This window comes from Bryocella sp., assembly GCF_058498515.1.
Window position 1 is genome coordinate 80,010 of record NZ_JBMHYI010000064.1, and the last position, 17,837, is coordinate 97,846.

Below are 17,837 nucleotides of genomic sequence, written 5' to 3' on the forward strand. Positions count from 1 at the left end.
TCTCCAACATTCTCGAATCAGGGGGAGCGCCTGCCAATAGCGGCGATCGCCAAGAGTGGCGCTCCCTCCAAATCCGATGAACCTTACGACTTCGTTAGAATTCAAACCTTAGTGCCAACTGCACGGCACGGGGGCCGCCCTGCTGAAAGAGCGAACCCAATCCGCCCGCACCACTTGAAATCGACGAGCTGGATTCGCCGAATCCGAAGGGAGGACCCCCAGGAGTTCCGACCTGTGAAACATCTGGATAATCCACCATGTTCGTGTTTCCTAAACCAGGGTTGGAGAAGTTTGGATGATTGGTAATGTTGAACAGCTCGGCGCGGAACTGAAACCCTGCCGATTCCGTGACTGGGAACCGTCGCTGCACTCCAAGGTCAAGCTGCGCCAAATTGAAACCCCGCAGGGAATTGCGGCGTAGATTTCCCTCCAATATGTTGGCGCCGTTGCAGATCGCGGTCCCAACAGGCGGGCAAGCGGCATTTGCGAAGGCCAGATAGTTAAGGTACTTACCCCCCGGAGTAAGAAGCCCTCCCGGCAAATGCTTGGCATAGATCCACTGTGGCTGGCCAGGCACAACGTCGGCGCGAACCAGATAAGAACCGCCTGTGACCGTGTAATTCACGATGCTATTGTCGCCGTTCACATCGAATGGCAGCGGGGTATGCAGCGACAGCAGATCGTTCAGAGACCAGTCCTGAACGATGTAGCGGAGCGGGTTATGCCATCGCACGGAAGGAATCTTATACGTCAGCGCCTCGCTAAAGCTGCTGCGGACGTCATAATCGGAGTCGCCGCGATTGATATTAGGATTTGCGATTCCGCTCGGAATCACCTGAACCGCGTCGTTCGATCCATTGTCAACCGCGTGCGACCAGGTAAACGAAGCCAGGGATTCAAATTGCTTGCTGAAGCGACTGTGGAACTTCGCCTGCAAACTGTTGTAACTTCCGAAGCCTTGATTGCCGATAATGGAAAGGCCCAGGAAATTTGTGCTGGTCGGCACCCCCGGAGTGCCGGGGGGCGCAAATTGGTATTGCTCCAGAGACTGCAAGTCGCGGCTTACCGATCCTACATACGCAATCGAGAAGACGGTATTGGGTCCGAAGGATTGCTCGACAGTCAGGTTTCCCTCGTACGACCGCGGCAATTTGTAGTTAGGTGCCGCCACCGTAACCTGCGCCGGATTTGCAGGGCTAGGCGTCAGGTCCGGTGCCGGTCCATGAAGGTAAGCGACTGGAACGGGCAGAGTGAGGGTCGGGTACGAAGCAAGGTTGGCCGGAGTAGGCTCATAAGGGGCTACGGAATATTGCTGCGAGTTGGGGAAGGAAATAGCGCCAAAACCGGTCTGCCCAAGATCATAAAACATACCGGCGCCGCCGCGCACTACAAGCTCATGGCCTCTATCAGGATGCACGATGTAGGCGAAACCAAATCGTGGCGCAAAGTCTGTATAGCTTGTCTTATAGAGTGGCGTGCCGGCAGGCGCGAACTGAAGATAGCTGAAGTCAAGCGTGTTTTGATTGAGGCTTGTGACAGTGAGCGGATCTTTTCCGTTCTTACCGTTCGGCGCCGGATTGATCTCCCACCGCACGCCGTAGACCAGCGTTAGCCTGGGAAGAGCCCTCCAGGTATCCTGCGCGTAAGTTGACAGTGTTTTATAAGCAAGCGCATATCCCTGGGAGTAACCAACATCGCCTACAAAGAAGCCGCCCGTTTCAAGTTCTGAGATTGAGGTAAAGACCTGGGCAGTGGACAACTGGCTGGTCGGGACGATCGGGGAAACATACCGATAGTCTGCACCGAACTTTAGTTGATGGTTGCCAAGTTTATAGCTAAGGTGATCCACCCCATTGATCTGGCGGGTCTTCGAGGTCGAGGGATTGGCGAGACTAAGAGATGCCTCGGGAATAGAGCCTATGGCTCCAATCGTAATGCTTCCAGAGCATCCATTGCAGTTGCCGGCGGGAATCAGGACGGAACTGGGAAGAGGAATAGCTCCCTTGAAGTTATCCGTAGTTTGGCTCGATAGGGCCGTCTGAGAGCTCCCATTGATCGTAAATTGATTGACGAGACGCGAAGTAATCGCTTGGGTGGCTCCTATCGTGAGCGTGTCGGTCTTCATGTCGCTATTACTTACGTTAGCCGTATCGCCTTCCCCGCTACCATTCCTGCTCGACTGGGCGTCTCTGGCGCGGTTATAGCGGACGAAGAACGTGTATTTCTCGTGAACTTGCTGGTCGAGGCGCAAACTCCAGACGTTCTCTCTCGATGGATTCGAAAAGCCAGTGCTGTCATACGCTTCGTTGAAGGGCTGGCAATTGGGAGTACCCGGTGTGCAAATTGTGTGCCCGAAGATATTGAATTGATCCAGGCCGATGGAAAACGGCTGGGCATAAATCTCCGCGCCGTTGGGTAGCGGAAAAGCACTCAGTATCTGCTTCGCCACTGCCGTCGGCGCGTTCTCCCTTGCGGCGAGGTCGGGGACGACCGACACGATCGCAGGTTGGGGCTGAACAAAGCGGTGCCCCTCATAGGAGAAGAAGAAGAAAGTCTGATGTTTGCGCCCGTCATACTTCGGTAGCAGGATCGGGCCACCAACCACGCCCCCAAAGTCGTTGTACCGAAGGGGCGTCTTCCCGGTCTTGAGGTAATTTGAGAACCAGTCCGATGCGTCCAGTGCATCGTTCCGGAAGTAATCGTACAAAGCGCCGTGAAACTTTTCTTCACCGGCGCGGGTGACCATGGAAATCTGCGCACCTGGGCTTCGGCCGAATTCCGGCGCGAACGTCGACGTCTGAATCTGAATTTCCTGCAGATCGTCGATTGAGACCAGGTTTGCGAAGGATCCGATCGAGTTTGTGGCGGGTGTGGCGCCCGCGCCCGCGCTACCTGGAACGGGTACGCCGGAAGCTCCAAAATTTGCGCTTACACCGTCGACAGTAAAGTAATTCGAGTCGGAGCGCATGCCGTTCACGCTGAACTGCCCGGGGTTCGATCCTCCTCCTGCCTGGGGAGCGATTTGGACTCCCGGACTCAGCGTAATCAAAGACTGGATGCTTCTGCCGTCCAATGGCAGAGCGGAGACGAGTTGGTGGTCAATGGTGCTCGTCACCGCGGGGGAGAGATTGATTAGGTCTGGGCGATCATTCACGGTGACGGTGTCCGCCCCGCCCGCAGGGCTAAGAACGACCTTTAGAAACAATGAATCGTTGGCACTCAGGTAAATGTTCGAGACAACAGTGGAGTTGAAACCTGGCTGGCTTGCTGAAAGGAAGTACTTACCAGGTTTAAGGGCGACAATGCTGAAACTCCCGCTCCCATTTGTTTTCACGACACGGTTTGCGCCTTCGGCTGCATTTGTGAGTGCAACGACCGCGCCGACGATCAGGGCACCCGTGGAATCGGTAACGGTGCCGCTAAGGTTTGCGGAAATGCCCGCCTGCCCATACGCGGATGTGACGACCAATAGCGCCGCTACCAGAGCTCCCGCCGCCCGATAGAAGGCGGCCCACAAGCCGTCCAGATAGGTTCGGTCGTCTGCCGGCATTAAGCCTCGAGGCGGTTGCGATGCTGTTCCTGTGAGAGAGTTATGCACGTCGATCCTCCATTGAATTGCAGATAGTGCTCGCCGTCTTGAGTTGAGGTCAATAACCGGGGATAGGAACCCTGCGGTCTGAGGCTGAGGAGTGTCGCGGTCGCTCTTGCACTGCGCGACTAAGCCTGCGACGGGGTTGATACATAGCCCTTCTTCCTCAGCCTCACGGCCAACCGGTGAGTAGCTGCCATGAGCGATGCGCCTTACTTGCAGACGGTTCCGTTCAACGTGAACATTGCAGGTACGGCATTGACGCTGTTATTCCAGGTCCCGTTGAATCCCAGACCGGAATAGCTGGCGCCAGCTGGCAGGGGGCCATATTCCGTCCCGGGGTTGTATGCCGTAACGGTCGACCCGCTTTGCGTCACATTGCCGCCCCAGGACTGCGCGACCGTTTGTCCGTCCGCGAAAGACCAGGTAAGTGTCCAGCCTTCGAGATTGATTGCACTGTCGTTATGAATGGTGATGGACGTGTTGAAGGCACCCGACCATTGGCTCTCGATGGTATAGGTCACGTGACAGGAGCTGGATGGACCAAGGGGCGCTCCAGCCAGAGCGTTGATAAAGTTCTGCCCGTTCGGACTTCCCCAGCCTGTAACCAGATCGTAGCCAGTGACTGCGCCGAACGCTCCATTACTGCCGCTGGTGATGTCATGGAAATCGCTTGTATAGCTGGCGCTCTTACCGATCGCATAAATAGCAGGGTTGATAAATCCGACGGTAGGTCTTCCTGCAGCCGTCGCCTGCTGATTCACAAGCGCTGTAAAGGCGGCCCAAAGTGGACTAGCAAGACTGGTCCCAACCCATGAACTGCATTGTCCCAGCGGGCAACTATAAATGCCGCTCCCACCATTCGCGGCAACGTCTGGTATGTTGCGGAGAAATGCGGAGCCCCCATTCAATGAATTGGCCACACCCGCCTGGTAATTCGGCAAGTTGTACTTGGCTGACCAGTCGGCCATACTGATCCCGTCAGGGCTGACGCCGCCGGTGCTCGCACATACCCCGGTGCAATAGCCGGTGCCCCATGCCACTTCCGGCCACGGGAGGGTGTAGGCCGGCAATAGCGTACCGCCGACAGCCGTGACCCAGGGATCTTCGGCTGGGTAGGCAATGGACCCGCCACTCTCCGCGTACGAGCCGCCGTCCCCTGACGCAGCAAAAATGGTCTGCCCCTGTGATGCCATCTCGGCGAAGATAGGTTCATCGGTGTCCGGATCATCCGGCGACCAAAGCCAGGAAACGCTGATTTGCTTGGCGATATTCTCTTCAGCCATCTTGTTGAAGATGTCAGCATCGTTGCTTCCGATGTAGACACGGACCTGGCTAAGCCCCGGGGCCATGCCGATCGCTCCAACGATGTCCAACACGGTCTCGCCGTCACCACCACCCGCGCCAGGATCGGCGCCATCGAGCACAACATTGTTGACCGGAACCTTCTCGGTCTGTCCAGCGCTAGTAAAACTCTTTGTAACATCGCTCATGTTGTAACCGCCAAACTCAAACAGGCCGACCACCTGCCCTACTCCGGTGAGAACGGTGCCGCCATAGTACGCAGCCTGCATATCACTTCCGAGGTAGATACCATTCGGTCCCGAAGCCTGGTACACACCTGCAGGTTCCGCTTGTAGCGCGGATGCAGCACGGTGCGGTTTCGAGAAGCTGTTCAGCCCGGCGATATGGGTCAACGGCACACCCAGCGCGGGTGACGGCTCAGCATCCGGCGAATAAAAGACGCGGTCCTCCGTCGGATGCTGATAAACGTTCATTTTGACGTTGAATGCCCTTTCGATTTGTTCCGCGGTAGCGCTCACGGGCACAGTCATGCGATTCGCAGGCTCATCAGTAACGCTGAAGCCACTTGCCTTCGCGAAATCAACCACGGCCTTGAAGTCCTCGGCCGTGGGGCCGAACTTTTCGGTGAACTCGGCGACGCTTAGGAATTTCCGATAATCCGGGCTCGACGGGTCGTAAAGTCGGCTCAGCAGGCTTCGCAATTCAGCCTCGTTGCGCAGAGGCAGCGTAAGTGAGAGATTGAGGCGTTGGCCAGATGGCAGTCGCCCCACCAGTCTTGCCTCCCCGTTTGCCACCACTGGACGAACATGATGATGCAGTCCTAGAAGTGGGTGCTGGGCCTGCACTAGAACACCGGCGGCCAGAAACGCGGCCGCACATAATGCGGCGGTCGCTCTCCGGGAGATCGAGAAGCATTTAATGATCGACGAGTTTCTCCATGAATTCATGACAAGTCTCCTATCTAGAGGTCCGTGAAGTTAGTTCCAAACTCTTGAAGCGATGCATTTTGAAGCATGAAAGGTTATTAGACCTATCGCAAGTGCGCTAGGCGACGGTTCTTCTGTTGCCAATCTGGTATATCCGACTTACAGAGCAACCCTCTCGAGCGGCCCTTATCAGAATTGAAGGCGTAGGCTTAGTTGCAGCGAGCGCGATGCCCCCATTGCGTAAAACTCCGAATTACTGGATCCAATCGTAGTTGTTCCACCGGCCACTACTTCGCCAAACGTCGGACTTGGCAACGTTGCGTCGGGAGAGCCCAGGTTGGGATGGTTCAGGATGTTGAACGCTTCCGCGCGCAAGTTAACACGGAGCTGATCATGAATAGGGAAGCTGCGTTGCAAGGCAGTGTTAAGCGTCCAGAAATCGTTGGTGCGAACGAAATTCCTTCCGAGTATCCCCTGGCGAACCGGAATGTTACCCTCACAGGGCACTATGCTGCCCAAAGTAGGCACGCAGGCAAAGGCGCTTGGATTGAGACGCCAACCTCCCGGGGCTGGCTGACCTTCTATATAGGCTGCTCTTCCGTGGAGATAGATCGGTACGCCCCGCACCAGGTCAGGATGATACTCACTAGTCTCTCCTCCAGGTAACGCGACCTGAGTCTGAACAATATCTATCGGATATCCGCTCTGTGCGGAGAAACGGTTGGCGAACAGCCATCGCCCCATCAGCGCGCGCAGGAAACCTCTACCCTCATCCGTGGGTGACTGGTAATTCAATGCAAGGTTAAGGACGCGGCGCAGATCGTTATCGGAATTTCCCCGTTCGGGAAAGTCGGCGGAGCTGTCGTTAGAAGCATTATCGAGCGCATGGGCCCATGTGAACGAACCTACTAAATCCAGCCCCCACATGATCCGACCTACATCCTGGATCTGCAGCGCGTTGTAGTTGGATTGGGAGCCGTTGTTTGTGTAATAGAGGCCATGGGGGAAGTTCTGATTACCGAAGGGAGCGCTGCCATACTCCTGGGTGAAAATCAGCTTCCTGCCGTTGTTTCCCACATACGATAGCGTGAGTTTGTTCCGTGAGTTAGGCGATGCATCAAGTGCGAGGTTCCATTGCTCCGTATAGGGCAACGTCAGATTCTGGGTTGAGATATTCGACAGCATCGGAAAGGGCGGCTTCATCGCGGCGCTAGGATCTGGTAGCGCCATGGACGCCTGTGTCATCGGCAGGGGGACATTGGATTGTTCCTTAGTCAACTCGAGCGGGAATCCTCCCATGAACGCATTTCCTGCAATCGTGGAGTTGGTATCGTAGAAGATACCGAAGCCACCGCGTAATGTGATGGGGTGGTCTGAAGACGAGACCGCATTCCAGACGAAGCCAATGCGAGGAGCAAACTTGTCATATTGATTCTTGTAGGGCGGAGTTCCTATCGGAGCTAGCGTTGCCGTGGCAAGCTCGCCTGATGTAAGGACAGCTGGGTAAATTCCATTCTCTGCTCCCGGTGCCGGGTTGAATTCCCAGCGCAGGCCATAGTCGATACCAAGCCGCGGATTGATGCTCCAATGGTCTTGAGCGTAGATCGATAGTTGATCGAACACCGCCGCCGTAGCTGAATTCGTGCTGACTTGATTGAGATCCGCGCATCCATACTGAAAGGAGGATGAGCTGGTCGCCTGGATCATATCGGTATAGGGCATCTGCTGATAGGTGGGTGCTAGCCGGCGCCAGTCGGCGCCTACTTTCACGCTGTGCTTCCCCCGCGTCCAGATCAGGCTATCGACGAGTTGGTATTGCCGCTGCGCGGTATTCTCTCCGCCGTATTCGGAAAGGCTTGCCACGGAAGTGCCTGGAATGATGAGCAACGCGATTGCGGAGGCGTAATAACTTTCGTACTGCGTCGGGATAAGTAGGCCCCGCTCAAATGGAACCGACCCGCCGATCGATCTCAGGTTCTCGATCTGCTCCTGCCCGTCGCGGCTGAAATTGAATCGGAAATCGTCGACCACCGAGGGCGTAAGGGTCGCCGTTAGCCCAGCTGTCCAAGTGTGTGTATTTATGCCGATGCTTTCAGTCGTCTCCGCACCTGTAACTTGAGTGCTCGGCGTGTCTGAATATCGGGCAAAAGCATGTAGCTGGGATGTAAAGCTGTGGTCGATCCGAATACTATCGTTGTCCACCGAGTTCGGGAAGGAGTACCCGTGGGTAAACATGCCTGCGCACACGGTCAGTTGCCCGGTTGCAACGTCAGGAACCGAGCAGCCTCCAGCCCCTGCTGTGGTCTTCTGATTGGGAAGCGGAACGGCATTCAAGAATGGCCGGATGCCGGGCGCTGCCCATGCACGAAAGGCCAGACTGGGAACATATTCGCTCTCAAATGCCGGCAGCAACAGGCGGAGTCCTTCATAAGAAAAGAAGTAGAAGGTCTTATCCTTGCCATCGTATAGTTTGGGTATGATCAGGGAGCCGCTTATGGTTCCTCCAAAGTCGTTCTGATGTTCGCCTGTCTTGGGGTACCCATAGTAGTCATTCTGAACGGTATTGGCGTCGAGAACCGTGTTCCGGAGGTACTCAAAGAGCGCCCCGTGAGTGCTGTTAGTGCCCGACCGCGTGGTGAATTGAATCTGTGCGCCCGGTGTGCGGCCATAGTCGGCGAGATATCCGGACGTCTGAATGGTGAATTCCTGGAGAGACTCGACGGACGCCATGCTCTGCGTTGTTCCAAGCGTCGTCTCCGATGGCGTGTCCCCGCTCATGCCGGCGCCCCCGGCAGTGCTGGCGTTTCGGAAGCCGCCTACGTTCGCGGAGACCCCGTCCACCGTGTAGATGTTTGTGTCTGTCCTCTGGCCGTCAACACTATAGTTCCCCTGTCTATCGCTCACCACGCCCGGCGCCAGTTGGATCAGGTCCTGAAAGCTCCTGCCATTCAGTGGCATGTTTTCGACAAACTCCTGCGATACCGTCATGCTGACTGCGGAGGTATCCTTTGTGAGCGAGTTAACACTGGTGGTGATCGACTCCCGCAGAGAGCCTATCTTGAGCCTGACGATAATCGCGACATTGTCGGACGTATGCAAGATGATGTCTTTCACTTCGGATATCGCAAAGCCGTCTCTCTGGACCCTCAACGCATACGTGCCCGGATCGAGAGAGGGCATCACAAATTGGCCCGAATGATTGGTTAGGCCTGTTCGCACCGTACCGGTCGCTGTATTCTCGAGAGCGACAACTGCCTTCGGGATGGCGGCCCCACTCGCGTCAGTAACCGTGCCGTTGAGCGTGGCCGCATTCGATTGAGCGACTGCGAATGAAATAGAGCACACGACGAACGCGGGGATCACCAGAAGGATGATGACGGTGCTTACACGAATGCCTATCTCCACTCGAGTGCTCCTTTCCTCTGTTGTCGTGATCGGCTTCTGGTTTCTCTAGGATGACGGAGAAGCCCTTGAGTCTGCTGAATTGTGGCTAATGGACGACCTGGCTGACTTCCAAGTTCTCGGCACGATGTTCGATTTCACGGATCGCCCGGTCGGCATTTGCAGTGAGAAGCTGTAACTTCTGACACAGTGCGTCAACGTCCTGAGGAGGATAGCCCGACGCTGTCAAAGTAGACCTGAGAACGCTGTCGGCTTTGGAGCTCTGCTCTAGAAGTTGATCGGAAAGCGCTTGAATTGAGGCCTGATCCAGCGACGGAGATGGCGCCGAGTCTGCAACACTCCGTTTGCTCCCTGTCCCATCGCTCGAACCAGCTGGGGCGAGCACATCGAGCGATTGATGGATGGCCTGCATTTCAGACTGGAGGGTTGTAGAGTGGCGCAGGTAGAGCGCAATCCACTGCCTGCGGTCCTCCTGACTCATGTGTTGTAGGTCGCTCATATTGAACGACGAGGCGAGGCTATGTAGCGTCCACGCCTGCTGCAAGGCCCGGGACGAGTGCCGGAGAGCCTCCTGGCAGAAGCTTTCAATTTCACTATCCAACTCCTTACCGGAATAACCGCGATTGGAGAAATAGGTTTTCAGTCGCACCTGCGCAGGTATGGTCTGCGCATCGATCTCATAACTCTTGATCGCAACTTGAGACGCCTTCGAAGCGAAGTGACCCGTCGTGAGGGGCGGCTTCAAATTGTCTGCAGAAGCCAGCGCAATATCAACGGAGGGGTTCCCCTCCATTGGGGCAAGCGCATGCCGGACTTGCGCGAGTCGCTCATCGGAGGAAAGAATGCCCCGTATGCTGAGGTGGTCAGGTGGCAGACGTGTGACTGTGATTTGCTCTCCGCTATCAGCATTTACGGCATTCAGAAGCATAAATGCTTCCAGGTTGAGGTGCGCCAGGGAGGCGCCGCCGCCGTGAGGCAACGCAGGCTCGCCTCTGACAGGCTGATAGCCACGGGAGAGATTTGCGCTGGGGGAGAATATGCCCATATCGGCCGAAGTGGCTTCGCGGTTTTCGTAACCGATCTCGTTGTAGCTGTAACGACGCACCTCTCCGTTTCGCTCGATCCAGAGCACTTCGTGAACGGCGCGACGATTACTATCCAGCGTGAGAACTGCATCGATCAGATGGGGACGAGCATTATCCGGATCCTGCGACACAGGCTGATAGTCGATCATGGAATTCTTGTGGAATGAATGAAGGAGGATGGCGCCCCGACCTGCAGCAAGCTCCTTGAAGTCGCCAGCCAGGGGTTCCTTCATCCACATAGATCCTGGGTCGCCGGTGGTGACCGCGTCCTGGAGCTTACGCGGGGCCGCTGCGTGAGTGGTCAGCTTTTTATCTTTGTACGCGAGATAGGTTCCATCGGCAGTCTCCCACAGGCCCTCCTTCAGCTTGCCGTCCGGGGAGGACAATAGCATCGCCAACTGCTTCTTATCGGAGCCCCTCCAGATATTCACCGTTCCACGCTCGATTGTCTGTTGCCCGTCGAGTGAGGTCTCCTCGAATTCAAGGACGCGATGAGTTAGGTATCCCGCTTGAATTGGACGGTTTTCTCTTTGGGCTACCTCAGTCAGTAGAGCCCCAACCTCGCGGGATCCCTGGTTCGAACGAGCGAAGTAGAGGCCCGCAACCGCCCCAAAGATTAGGAAAAATGCGCTGGCAAGGGCCAGTGGTCGGAAGGAGTCCAGCCACCCGGATAACCGCTCGCGCACGGATGCAAGGAACGGCTTGGTCGCTCGATCCCACCAGCCGAGGGTAACTCCGCTGTTCTTTCCGGTGCCTGCGACTAACTGCAGGCTGTGATCAGACTCTGCACCTGAGAGATCGATCGCGTTTACCAGCAGAGAATCACTGTATGTAACCTCGAGCGAGAGATCGGAAGAAGTGATTTCAAGGACAGCCTGCAGTGATCGGCCGGCACTCAGAGAGACGTCCTGGAAGAGCGTCTCCTGGCCATCGAGGGGCGGATGGCGTGTACTGATAAAAGCAAGCCGAACTCCCTGCTCACTGAAGATCTCAACGAAATCGACTGCGGCCTCGTGGCTTATGTGGATGTATTGCTTGTTATGGTCCGAGGCTACGTCCTGTGCGGCCACGATCTCGCCGTTCACCGCGACAAACAATTTCCTGGGCCGATGTTCAAAGCACTCCCGCAGGCGCGACTGTGCCACCCTGAGAATGCTGCCTTTTGCTGCAAGCATCTCCTTGAATGCTTGTTCGTAGCGCATCTGGGCGCCTCCAACTTTTGAAGCTCTGCGGATGGTAGTGCCGCTCTCTCCTGAACCGCCGCGATAACGGCCGAGTCGTTCGCCCGGGAAACGGTCCGACAGCGGGGGCATTTGCAAGTGATGGTTGACAGCGTCCAGGCACGGCGGGCAACTCACGAGGTGCGCCAGAAGTCCGCGATCGATCGAGACGACGTTGTCTTTGTTCTTCTTGCTCGACAGGAGAGAAGGCGCGCTGTAGTGCCGGAGCAATTCTTCTTTCGGCAGGCAGGCATCTGCTCGATTCGCGAGGATGATCTGATCCAACGCGTGGAGAAATTCCGCTGCGGGAACCGCAAAGAGCTTCGGCTCAAAACCGGGCACGAACTCGAACTCACCGCGCTGTTTATCCTTCGTGCCGCCGGGCATAAAGTGGAGCTTCCCCGGATTCGAGAGCGAAAGCTTCGCCTCACCCGACGCAACCCGGATGCCGTGGTCCACGACGTTGCGAGACGTACGTGCGATACGTACGATCTCTTCGGGATAGTAGCCATGAAAGAACCGGAGGATCAGGTAGCTTGCCGACTTCGCACTGGCTTTCCGCCAGCAGAGAAAGGCGCAGGTCCGGCGAAGATCGTTCTGCACTTCGGTCCGGTCCACATCGTAGGAAGAACGCAACGCCAGATCGACGGAGTCGAACTCGACGAGAGAAATCTGGCGCAGAGGGTCATGTTTCGCTCTCCGAAGCAGCGCCAAATGAAGATGCTTCAGAACCGCATAGAGATAGCCGTCGATATTCCCTACGGCCGAGAGATCTGGCTGACGCAGCGTGAACTGCACAAAGGCTTCATGGAGCAGATCTTCTGCCTGCTCGCGATCTCCCTCGGTTAAACGCAAGGCCCATTGCGACAGCAGACCATATTTCTCAACGAAGATCTCTTCCGCCGGAGAGATAGACGGGGAGTGCGGGCTCGTAGATGGATACGGCGTAGGCATAATGAATTGTGTCTGTACCCTTACTGAGTCGATCGACCCCGCGAATCGTATGTGGAAAACTCAAAAAGATTGCAGAAGATTAAAGAAGCGGTTGCAGAAGGTTCATCTAATGGGTTGCGTGTCTCCCAGCGACAGGAACGCGTGTCCGGGGGGGACATCGCGGAATGCAGCAAATCTCCCACTGAAGTCGCACAAACACTTGCGTTCATCACCCCTTCGTCTCATGTCTGTGGCTTCCTGGCGTCGCGGATTGGAGTGTGTATGGATCGGCGCCCCACCTTCATGCAAGTCGCATGAAGGTGGGGCGCCCGGACTCACGAAGTACGACTACCTTCCCCGGTCACTGCATACCCGGGCCATTCTGCTGCTTCGTGGCTGCCGGCATCGCGATTGTGATATCGACAGGGTGGGCTGGACCTAGGTTCAGGTCGGTCAACGGGGCGCCATACTGAGTCTCGTTGCCCACAACCAGGACCGCCAGCTTGGAGGGATCGATGTACTTCTTCGCAACGCGATCCAGGTCGGCCAGCGTGACCGCCTCGATCCCTACCCGGTACTTCTCCAGAAAGTCCTTAGGATAGCCATAAAATTCCAGCATTCTGGCCTCCATCAGCACCTTCTCTCGGCTGTCGTAGTGGAAGATGAAGGAGCTCAGCAGCTGGTCTTTGGCACTCGTCAGCTCGGCGTCCGTAAACGGCTTCGACTTCAGCATGGCGATCTGATCGAGAATCGCCTGCGTGGCCTTTACCGTACTTTCGCTTTTCGTAGAGGTGGCCGCATAGAACATCCCTGGATGATCGTACGAAAATCCGTAACCTCCGCTGACGGAATAGGCCAAGCCCTGTTTCGTGCGCACATCCTGGAACAGGCGTGACCCAAATCCCCCTCCAAAGATCTGGTTCATGACTGAGAGCGCATAGTAATCCGGATTGCTCCGCTCTGTGCCGAGACCCACAATCCACACATTGCTCTGGTTGACGTCCGTTTTATTGATCGAGTAGACGCCTGGTTTGGGTCCCGGAAATGCAGCCTTCGGCTTGGGCAATTCGGGACCACGCGGCATGTCTTCAAATGCCGTTCGCAACTGTTTCTCCATGACCACCGGATCAAAGTCGCCCTCAACCGAGACAATCATATTGTTCGGATGGACTGATTTCGCGTGCCAGGCTTTCAGATCGTCTATCGCCACCTGGGACACTGTGCTGAATTCCGGTTGCCGCGCATAAGGACTGTCCTGGCCGTAGACCAGTCGCGACGCCTCGCGTTGTGCGATGCCGGCTGCATTGTCGTTGCGACGCGCGATGATCGTGGTTGACCGCTGCTTTGCCAACACGAGTTTCTGCGCATCGAAGGCCGGATGCTCCAGCAGATCCACAGCTGTTCCAAAGACCTGATCTTCATCCGCGGCCAGGCAGGACCACATCAGGAACGTTGAGTCGAGACCACCGCCTGTCTCTACCTTTGCGGCCCTGGCTTCGAGCATGTCATCCAGCTTGTCGCCGCTCACAGTTGCTGTTCCGCTCGTGCGCCATGTGCCTCCGTAGAGATCCACCAAGCCAGCTTTGTCCGCAGGAAGGTCGCGGGAGCCGCCGCGAATCATGATCGAGCCATCGATGAATGGAAGCTCGTGATCGGGTTCGAGCAAAATGACCAGGCCGTTTTTCAGCTCAATCCGGGTTGGCTGCTCGGGATGGAATGGATGCAGCGGAGGAACCGGGACCTTCGTCCATGCCTGACCCTGCGCTGCGACCTTGGCATCCGGAGGGACAACCGGCGTGGATGCTTGCTGCGCCGAAGCAAAGCCGCAACTGGAGATGAGGCTGGGGACGAGGAGAAAAGCAGTATGCTTCAAATTCACTTTCCACCTCCTACGGTCGCCGCAGCTTGTTTTGGAGCTTCGTACTCCACCATCGCGTAAGTGCGGTTATTCGGCACAAACACCTGATTCGCCACGCGTCGTATGTCTGCCTTTGTTACCGCATCGATCTTGTGCAACTGAGTGAAGAGCGCTCTCCAATCTCCATATCGAAGCTGGGAGTATGCCAGGCCCGCGGCGAGCCCCTGGTTGTCGTCCAGGCCACGGAGCAGGTTCGCGCGCGCACGCGTCTTGAACATCGCAAGCTCTTCGTCCGTCACATCCGACGTCTTGAGTTTGTCGATCTCCTTATGAAGGGCAACGCGCATTTCCTCCGACGTGTGCCCCTGGTTCGGCACGGCGAAGAATGCGAATAATCCCGGATACTTGTCTCCGGGAAATCCGGTGAAACCCTCTGCTGCCGCCGCAATCTGTTGATCCCGAACCAGGGACCGAAACAGCCGAGACGTGCGGCCATTGCTCAGGATGTCCTGGATCGCGTCATAGACGGAGTCATCCGGATCGAGGTAATCGGGCCTGTGATAGCCCTCGAGATACATAGGCTGCGTTGCTTCCCTCAGCACAACGGTCTTCTCCGCTGTCTGCGGTGGCTCGACCGTGGTCATCTCCTCTGGCTTCGGACCGCCAGGGATGGCGCCGAAGTACTTCTCCAGCATTGCCATGTCGGCCGGACTGACATCTCCCGCTACAGCAACCGTAATATTCGCCGGCACATAATACTTCCGGTGAAAGGCTTCTGCCTCCGTCGCAGTAATCTGGCTCAACTCACTTGCCCATCCGACATTCGGACGATGATAAGGATGCGCTGCGTAAGCCGCTGCCAGAAACTGCTCTCCTAACCGGCCCTGTGGACTGGAATCCACGCGCATGCGCCGCTCTTCCATCACGACATCCCGCTCCCGGTAAAACTGCCGGGGCACCGGATTGGCGATGCGATCGCTTTCGAGAGACGCCCACAGTTCCAATCGGTTCGAAGGCATGCTCCAAAAGTACTGAGTGGCATCCAGGCTGGTCTCGGCATTCAATCCTGTAGCCCCGTTCGCCTCCGCAATCTCCGTGAACTCATTTGGAATGACGTAGGCGTTCGCTGCTTTCTCGGCATCATCAAAAGATGCTTTGAGCTGTTTCAACCTGGCAGGGTCCTGCCCGACACGCTTGCGGTACTCCTCGTCATAAGCCGCATAGGCGCTCTCCACTTTGGCCAGCGCTTCCTTCTCCGCGGGATAGTTGGTTGTGCCAATCTCCTTCGAACCCTTGAAGGCCAGGTGCTCGAACATGTGCGCGAGTCCGGACTCGCTGCTGGGATCATTCGCATCGCCTGCATCGACGAGCGTGAAATAAGAAAACACCGGGGCTTCGGGCCGTTCGCAAATGATCAGCGTGAGGCCATTCGGAAGCACTTTGACCGTGACTCGTTTTTCGAAGCTCGCCAGATCCTGACCAAAACAATAGCTAGTCAGGAGACACCATGAGAACGCCAGCAGGCGCACAGAAGAACGCAATTTCATTCCTACCTCATATAGGTTCAAGACAATGCACAGAACAAATGAACCGAGGTGCCCGCTTCCCTCAGCCGGAAGACAAGCCGACGTGGGGAAGCTCCATTCGCCATGCGGCGCGGGCATCCGGATTCTTTGCTGTACCTCTACTGAGTGCGGAGAAGGGTGAAATCGTACACGCGGACAGAGAGAAATTTGTGAACGCCGCGAGAGATTGTCTTTGCTCTTCTCAATCGGGCTCTCAAATAACTTCGGGGTGAACCGGCCGCTGAGATTCGCGGCCGCCGCGTACACCACAACCGGGCATAGTGAATGCCCGCCGAAACGGACCGAGCATTCAGAGGTGCTTGCGCGGCGACTGCACTGAGCGTGCGTATGAGAGCGACAAGCAAAAGAGACAGGGATCTCCTGAAGGCTCTTCGTAGAGGCCTTGAATCATGCGGGAGATGTGAAAGGCGGTGCGGAGTCCGGAATGCTCCGGGGCTGAAGAACCGGCTACGAGGGGAACAACTTGGTTCAATCTGGTGCAGATGGCGTACGACTATTCTCCCGGCGGGCCGTCTTTGCTGCGATCGGAGCGGCGTCTTTTGGGTGAGACCATTCAGCACGGAGAATTTGCCAAAATGAGTAAATTACCGGAACGTTAATCAGGAACATAGAGCACTGTCCAGGGAATGTCAAACGAAAAATAAGGAAATCATGCTTGCGTCTGGATCGAGGCGCTGACGGGGTGCCCTGCACTCCCTCAACCCCAACCCAGAATCGGGCACGGCTTCCATGACTCCAGGCTTGGCTCAGGCCCTTGTGTCATCTATCGGCTTCAATCCTGCACCGTTAAAATTGTTTATCGGCCACGCCAAAATGGATGGTTTGCCGTTAGCACGTGCGTTGAAGTATCAGATTGACGAGCTCAGGTGGTTGCCGAAGTTTTATGACGCAGACGATTTGCCTCCCGGCTGCGACTGGCAGGCCGAATTATAAAAGAACGCCGGCGCTTCTTTGATCGTGATGCTTCGCACGGACGAATACGACAACCGGCACTGGTGCCAGCAAGAAGTGTTGTGGGCGGACGAATATGCGACGCCAGCAGTGCTCGTAGATGCACGAACGAACTTGGCTTATCCGGCTGGCAGCTTGCCGTTAGACCGCGTTCCCAGTGTGAGAATTCCTGACGGAAACCTCGTCCGCGTTCTTTTTCTTGCTTTGAGAGAAGACCTGCGCTTCCTGCATTTCATGCGCCGCGTGGAAGAGATGAAATCTAGCGGTGCTCTTCCCAATCCAGTTGAGTTGCGGGTGTTCAGCTTTCAACCCAGCATGGCAGCATTGCTGAGGACCTGTCGGGTGCTGAGCAGTTCGACCGCTGATCCAGCAGTGCCGCGCACTATTCTCTACCCTGACCGTCCCTTCCGTGCCGGGCTATACGAAGCTGCAGATGCCTTGGTCAAAGGCTACGGTCCAGCCGGGACACGGCTTGTCACGCCCAACACACTTTCAGCGTTGAAAGGAGCGACGCCATGAGCCCGATTCAACGACCGCTTGCCGGATTCGTTGTGAACGTATCCGTTTCGGAAAGCGACGACAGCGAAGAGCGCGGATTCCCGTCCTGGCAAGTCAACCGGGTCACGGTGCAACTCGTAGCTGCTCTGTTCGGTCAAGGTGCAAGTCTCGTTTTCGGTCACGACTGGCGCGAAGACGGCGTGATGGAAGCTATCTATGGTTTTGCTCGGCAGGTCCACACCTTCCTCCTCATAAAGCTTGTCCAGATCATTGAAGACCATGGCATTTCCGCCGCACTGCGCGGCCGTCTCAAGCACGGCGACTTCTTTATCCCGTTGAGTTCCTTGGCGGGCATAGACTGGTCTGCCCGATCTTTTGAACCAGTTGGATTGTTAGTGTAGCGCAGCGATTTGGAGGTTCTGATCGTTGCAGGATTCGGCGGGAAGGGATGGCAGGAGCGGAGCGAGTGCCATCCCATCCCGCC

General features: G+C 56.4%; 9 protein-coding genes. 2 read left to right on the forward strand and 7 right to left on the reverse strand.

Annotated features, from left to right (window positions below):
- Window positions 1–94: 94 nt before the first annotated feature.
- The 7 genes from AC5E6W_RS18990 to AC5E6W_RS19020 form a co-directional block, all read right to left on the reverse strand.
- Complete coding sequence (locus tag AC5E6W_RS18990) at window positions 95–3,469, reverse strand: TonB-dependent receptor (protein WP_491753905.1); 3,375 nt, start codon at window positions 3,467–3,469, stop codon at window positions 95–97.
- Window positions 3,470–3,801: 332 nt separating this feature from the next.
- A complete protein-coding gene (locus tag AC5E6W_RS18995) occupies window positions 3,802–5,841 on the reverse strand; it encodes a protease pro-enzyme activation domain-containing protein (protein WP_491753906.1) in 2,040 nt (679 codons plus the stop codon).
- Between the two features lie 168 nt (window positions 5,842–6,009).
- Window positions 6,010–9,183: a TonB-dependent receptor gene (locus AC5E6W_RS19000; RefSeq protein WP_491753915.1), complete on the reverse strand. Its 3,174-nt coding sequence runs from the start codon at window positions 9,181–9,183 to the stop codon at window positions 6,010–6,012.
- Window positions 9,101–9,277: a transposase gene (locus AC5E6W_RS19005; RefSeq protein ID WP_491753916.1), complete on the reverse strand. Its 177-nt coding sequence runs from the start codon at window positions 9,275–9,277 to the stop codon at window positions 9,101–9,103. The genes AC5E6W_RS19000 and AC5E6W_RS19005 overlap by 83 nt, the downstream gene beginning before the upstream one ends.
- A 33-nt stretch (window positions 9,278–9,310) precedes the next feature.
- Window positions 9,311–12,481 carry an RNA polymerase sigma factor gene (locus AC5E6W_RS19010; protein ID WP_491753907.1) on the reverse strand — a complete coding sequence of 1,057 codons (3,171 nt, stop codon included), beginning with the start codon at window positions 12,479–12,481 and terminating at the stop codon, window positions 9,311–9,313.
- Between the two features lie 340 nt (window positions 12,482–12,821).
- The gene (locus AC5E6W_RS19015; RefSeq protein ID WP_491753908.1) at window positions 12,822–14,081 is read right to left on the reverse strand and encodes a M16 family metallopeptidase; all 1,260 of its coding nucleotides are present in this window, start codon (window positions 14,079–14,081) and stop codon (window positions 12,822–12,824) included.
- Window positions 14,082–14,335: 254 nt separating this feature from the next.
- Complete coding sequence (locus tag AC5E6W_RS19020) at window positions 14,336–15,982, reverse strand: M16 family metallopeptidase (RefSeq protein ID WP_491753909.1); 1,647 nt, start codon at window positions 15,980–15,982, stop codon at window positions 14,336–14,338.
- Window positions 15,983–16,864: 882 nt separating this feature from the next.
- Here AC5E6W_RS19020 and AC5E6W_RS19025 point away from each other — a divergent pair.
- Entirely contained in the window at window positions 16,865–17,374 is a 510-nt protein-coding gene (locus AC5E6W_RS19025; RefSeq protein ID WP_491753910.1) for a hypothetical protein, read from the forward strand.
- Window positions 17,371–17,754 (forward strand): hypothetical protein, encoded by a 384-nt coding sequence (locus AC5E6W_RS19030; protein WP_491753911.1) that lies wholly within the window; start codon window positions 17,371–17,373, stop codon window positions 17,752–17,754. Before AC5E6W_RS19025 ends, AC5E6W_RS19030 begins: the two co-directional genes overlap by 4 nt.
- Window positions 17,755–17,837 lie beyond the last annotated feature (83 nt).

What these genes read in the sequence shown, in the direction of transcription:
- AC5E6W_RS18995 (WP_491753906.1), bottom strand. Translation starts at nt 5,841, where the DNA reads ATGAATTCATGGAGAAACTCGTCGATCATTAAATGCTTCTCGATCTCC.
- AC5E6W_RS19015 (WP_491753908.1), bottom strand. Translation starts at nt 14,081, where the DNA reads ATGATTCGCGGCGGCTCCCGCGACCTTCCTGCGGACAAAGCTGGCTTG.
- AC5E6W_RS19030 (WP_491753911.1), top strand. Translation starts at nt 17,371, where the DNA reads ATGAGCCCGATTCAACGACCGCTTGCCGGATTCGTTGTGAACGTATCC.
- AC5E6W_RS19025 (WP_491753910.1), top strand. Translation starts at nt 16,865, where the DNA reads ATGCTTCGCACGGACGAATACGACAACCGGCACTGGTGCCAGCAAGAA.
- AC5E6W_RS19010 (WP_491753907.1), bottom strand. Translation starts at nt 12,481, where the DNA reads ATGCCTACGCCGTATCCATCTACGAGCCCGCACTCCCCGTCTATCTCT.
- AC5E6W_RS19020 (WP_491753909.1), bottom strand. Translation starts at nt 15,982, where the DNA reads ATGCCCGCGCCGCATGGCGAATGGAGCTTCCCCACGTCGGCTTGTCTT.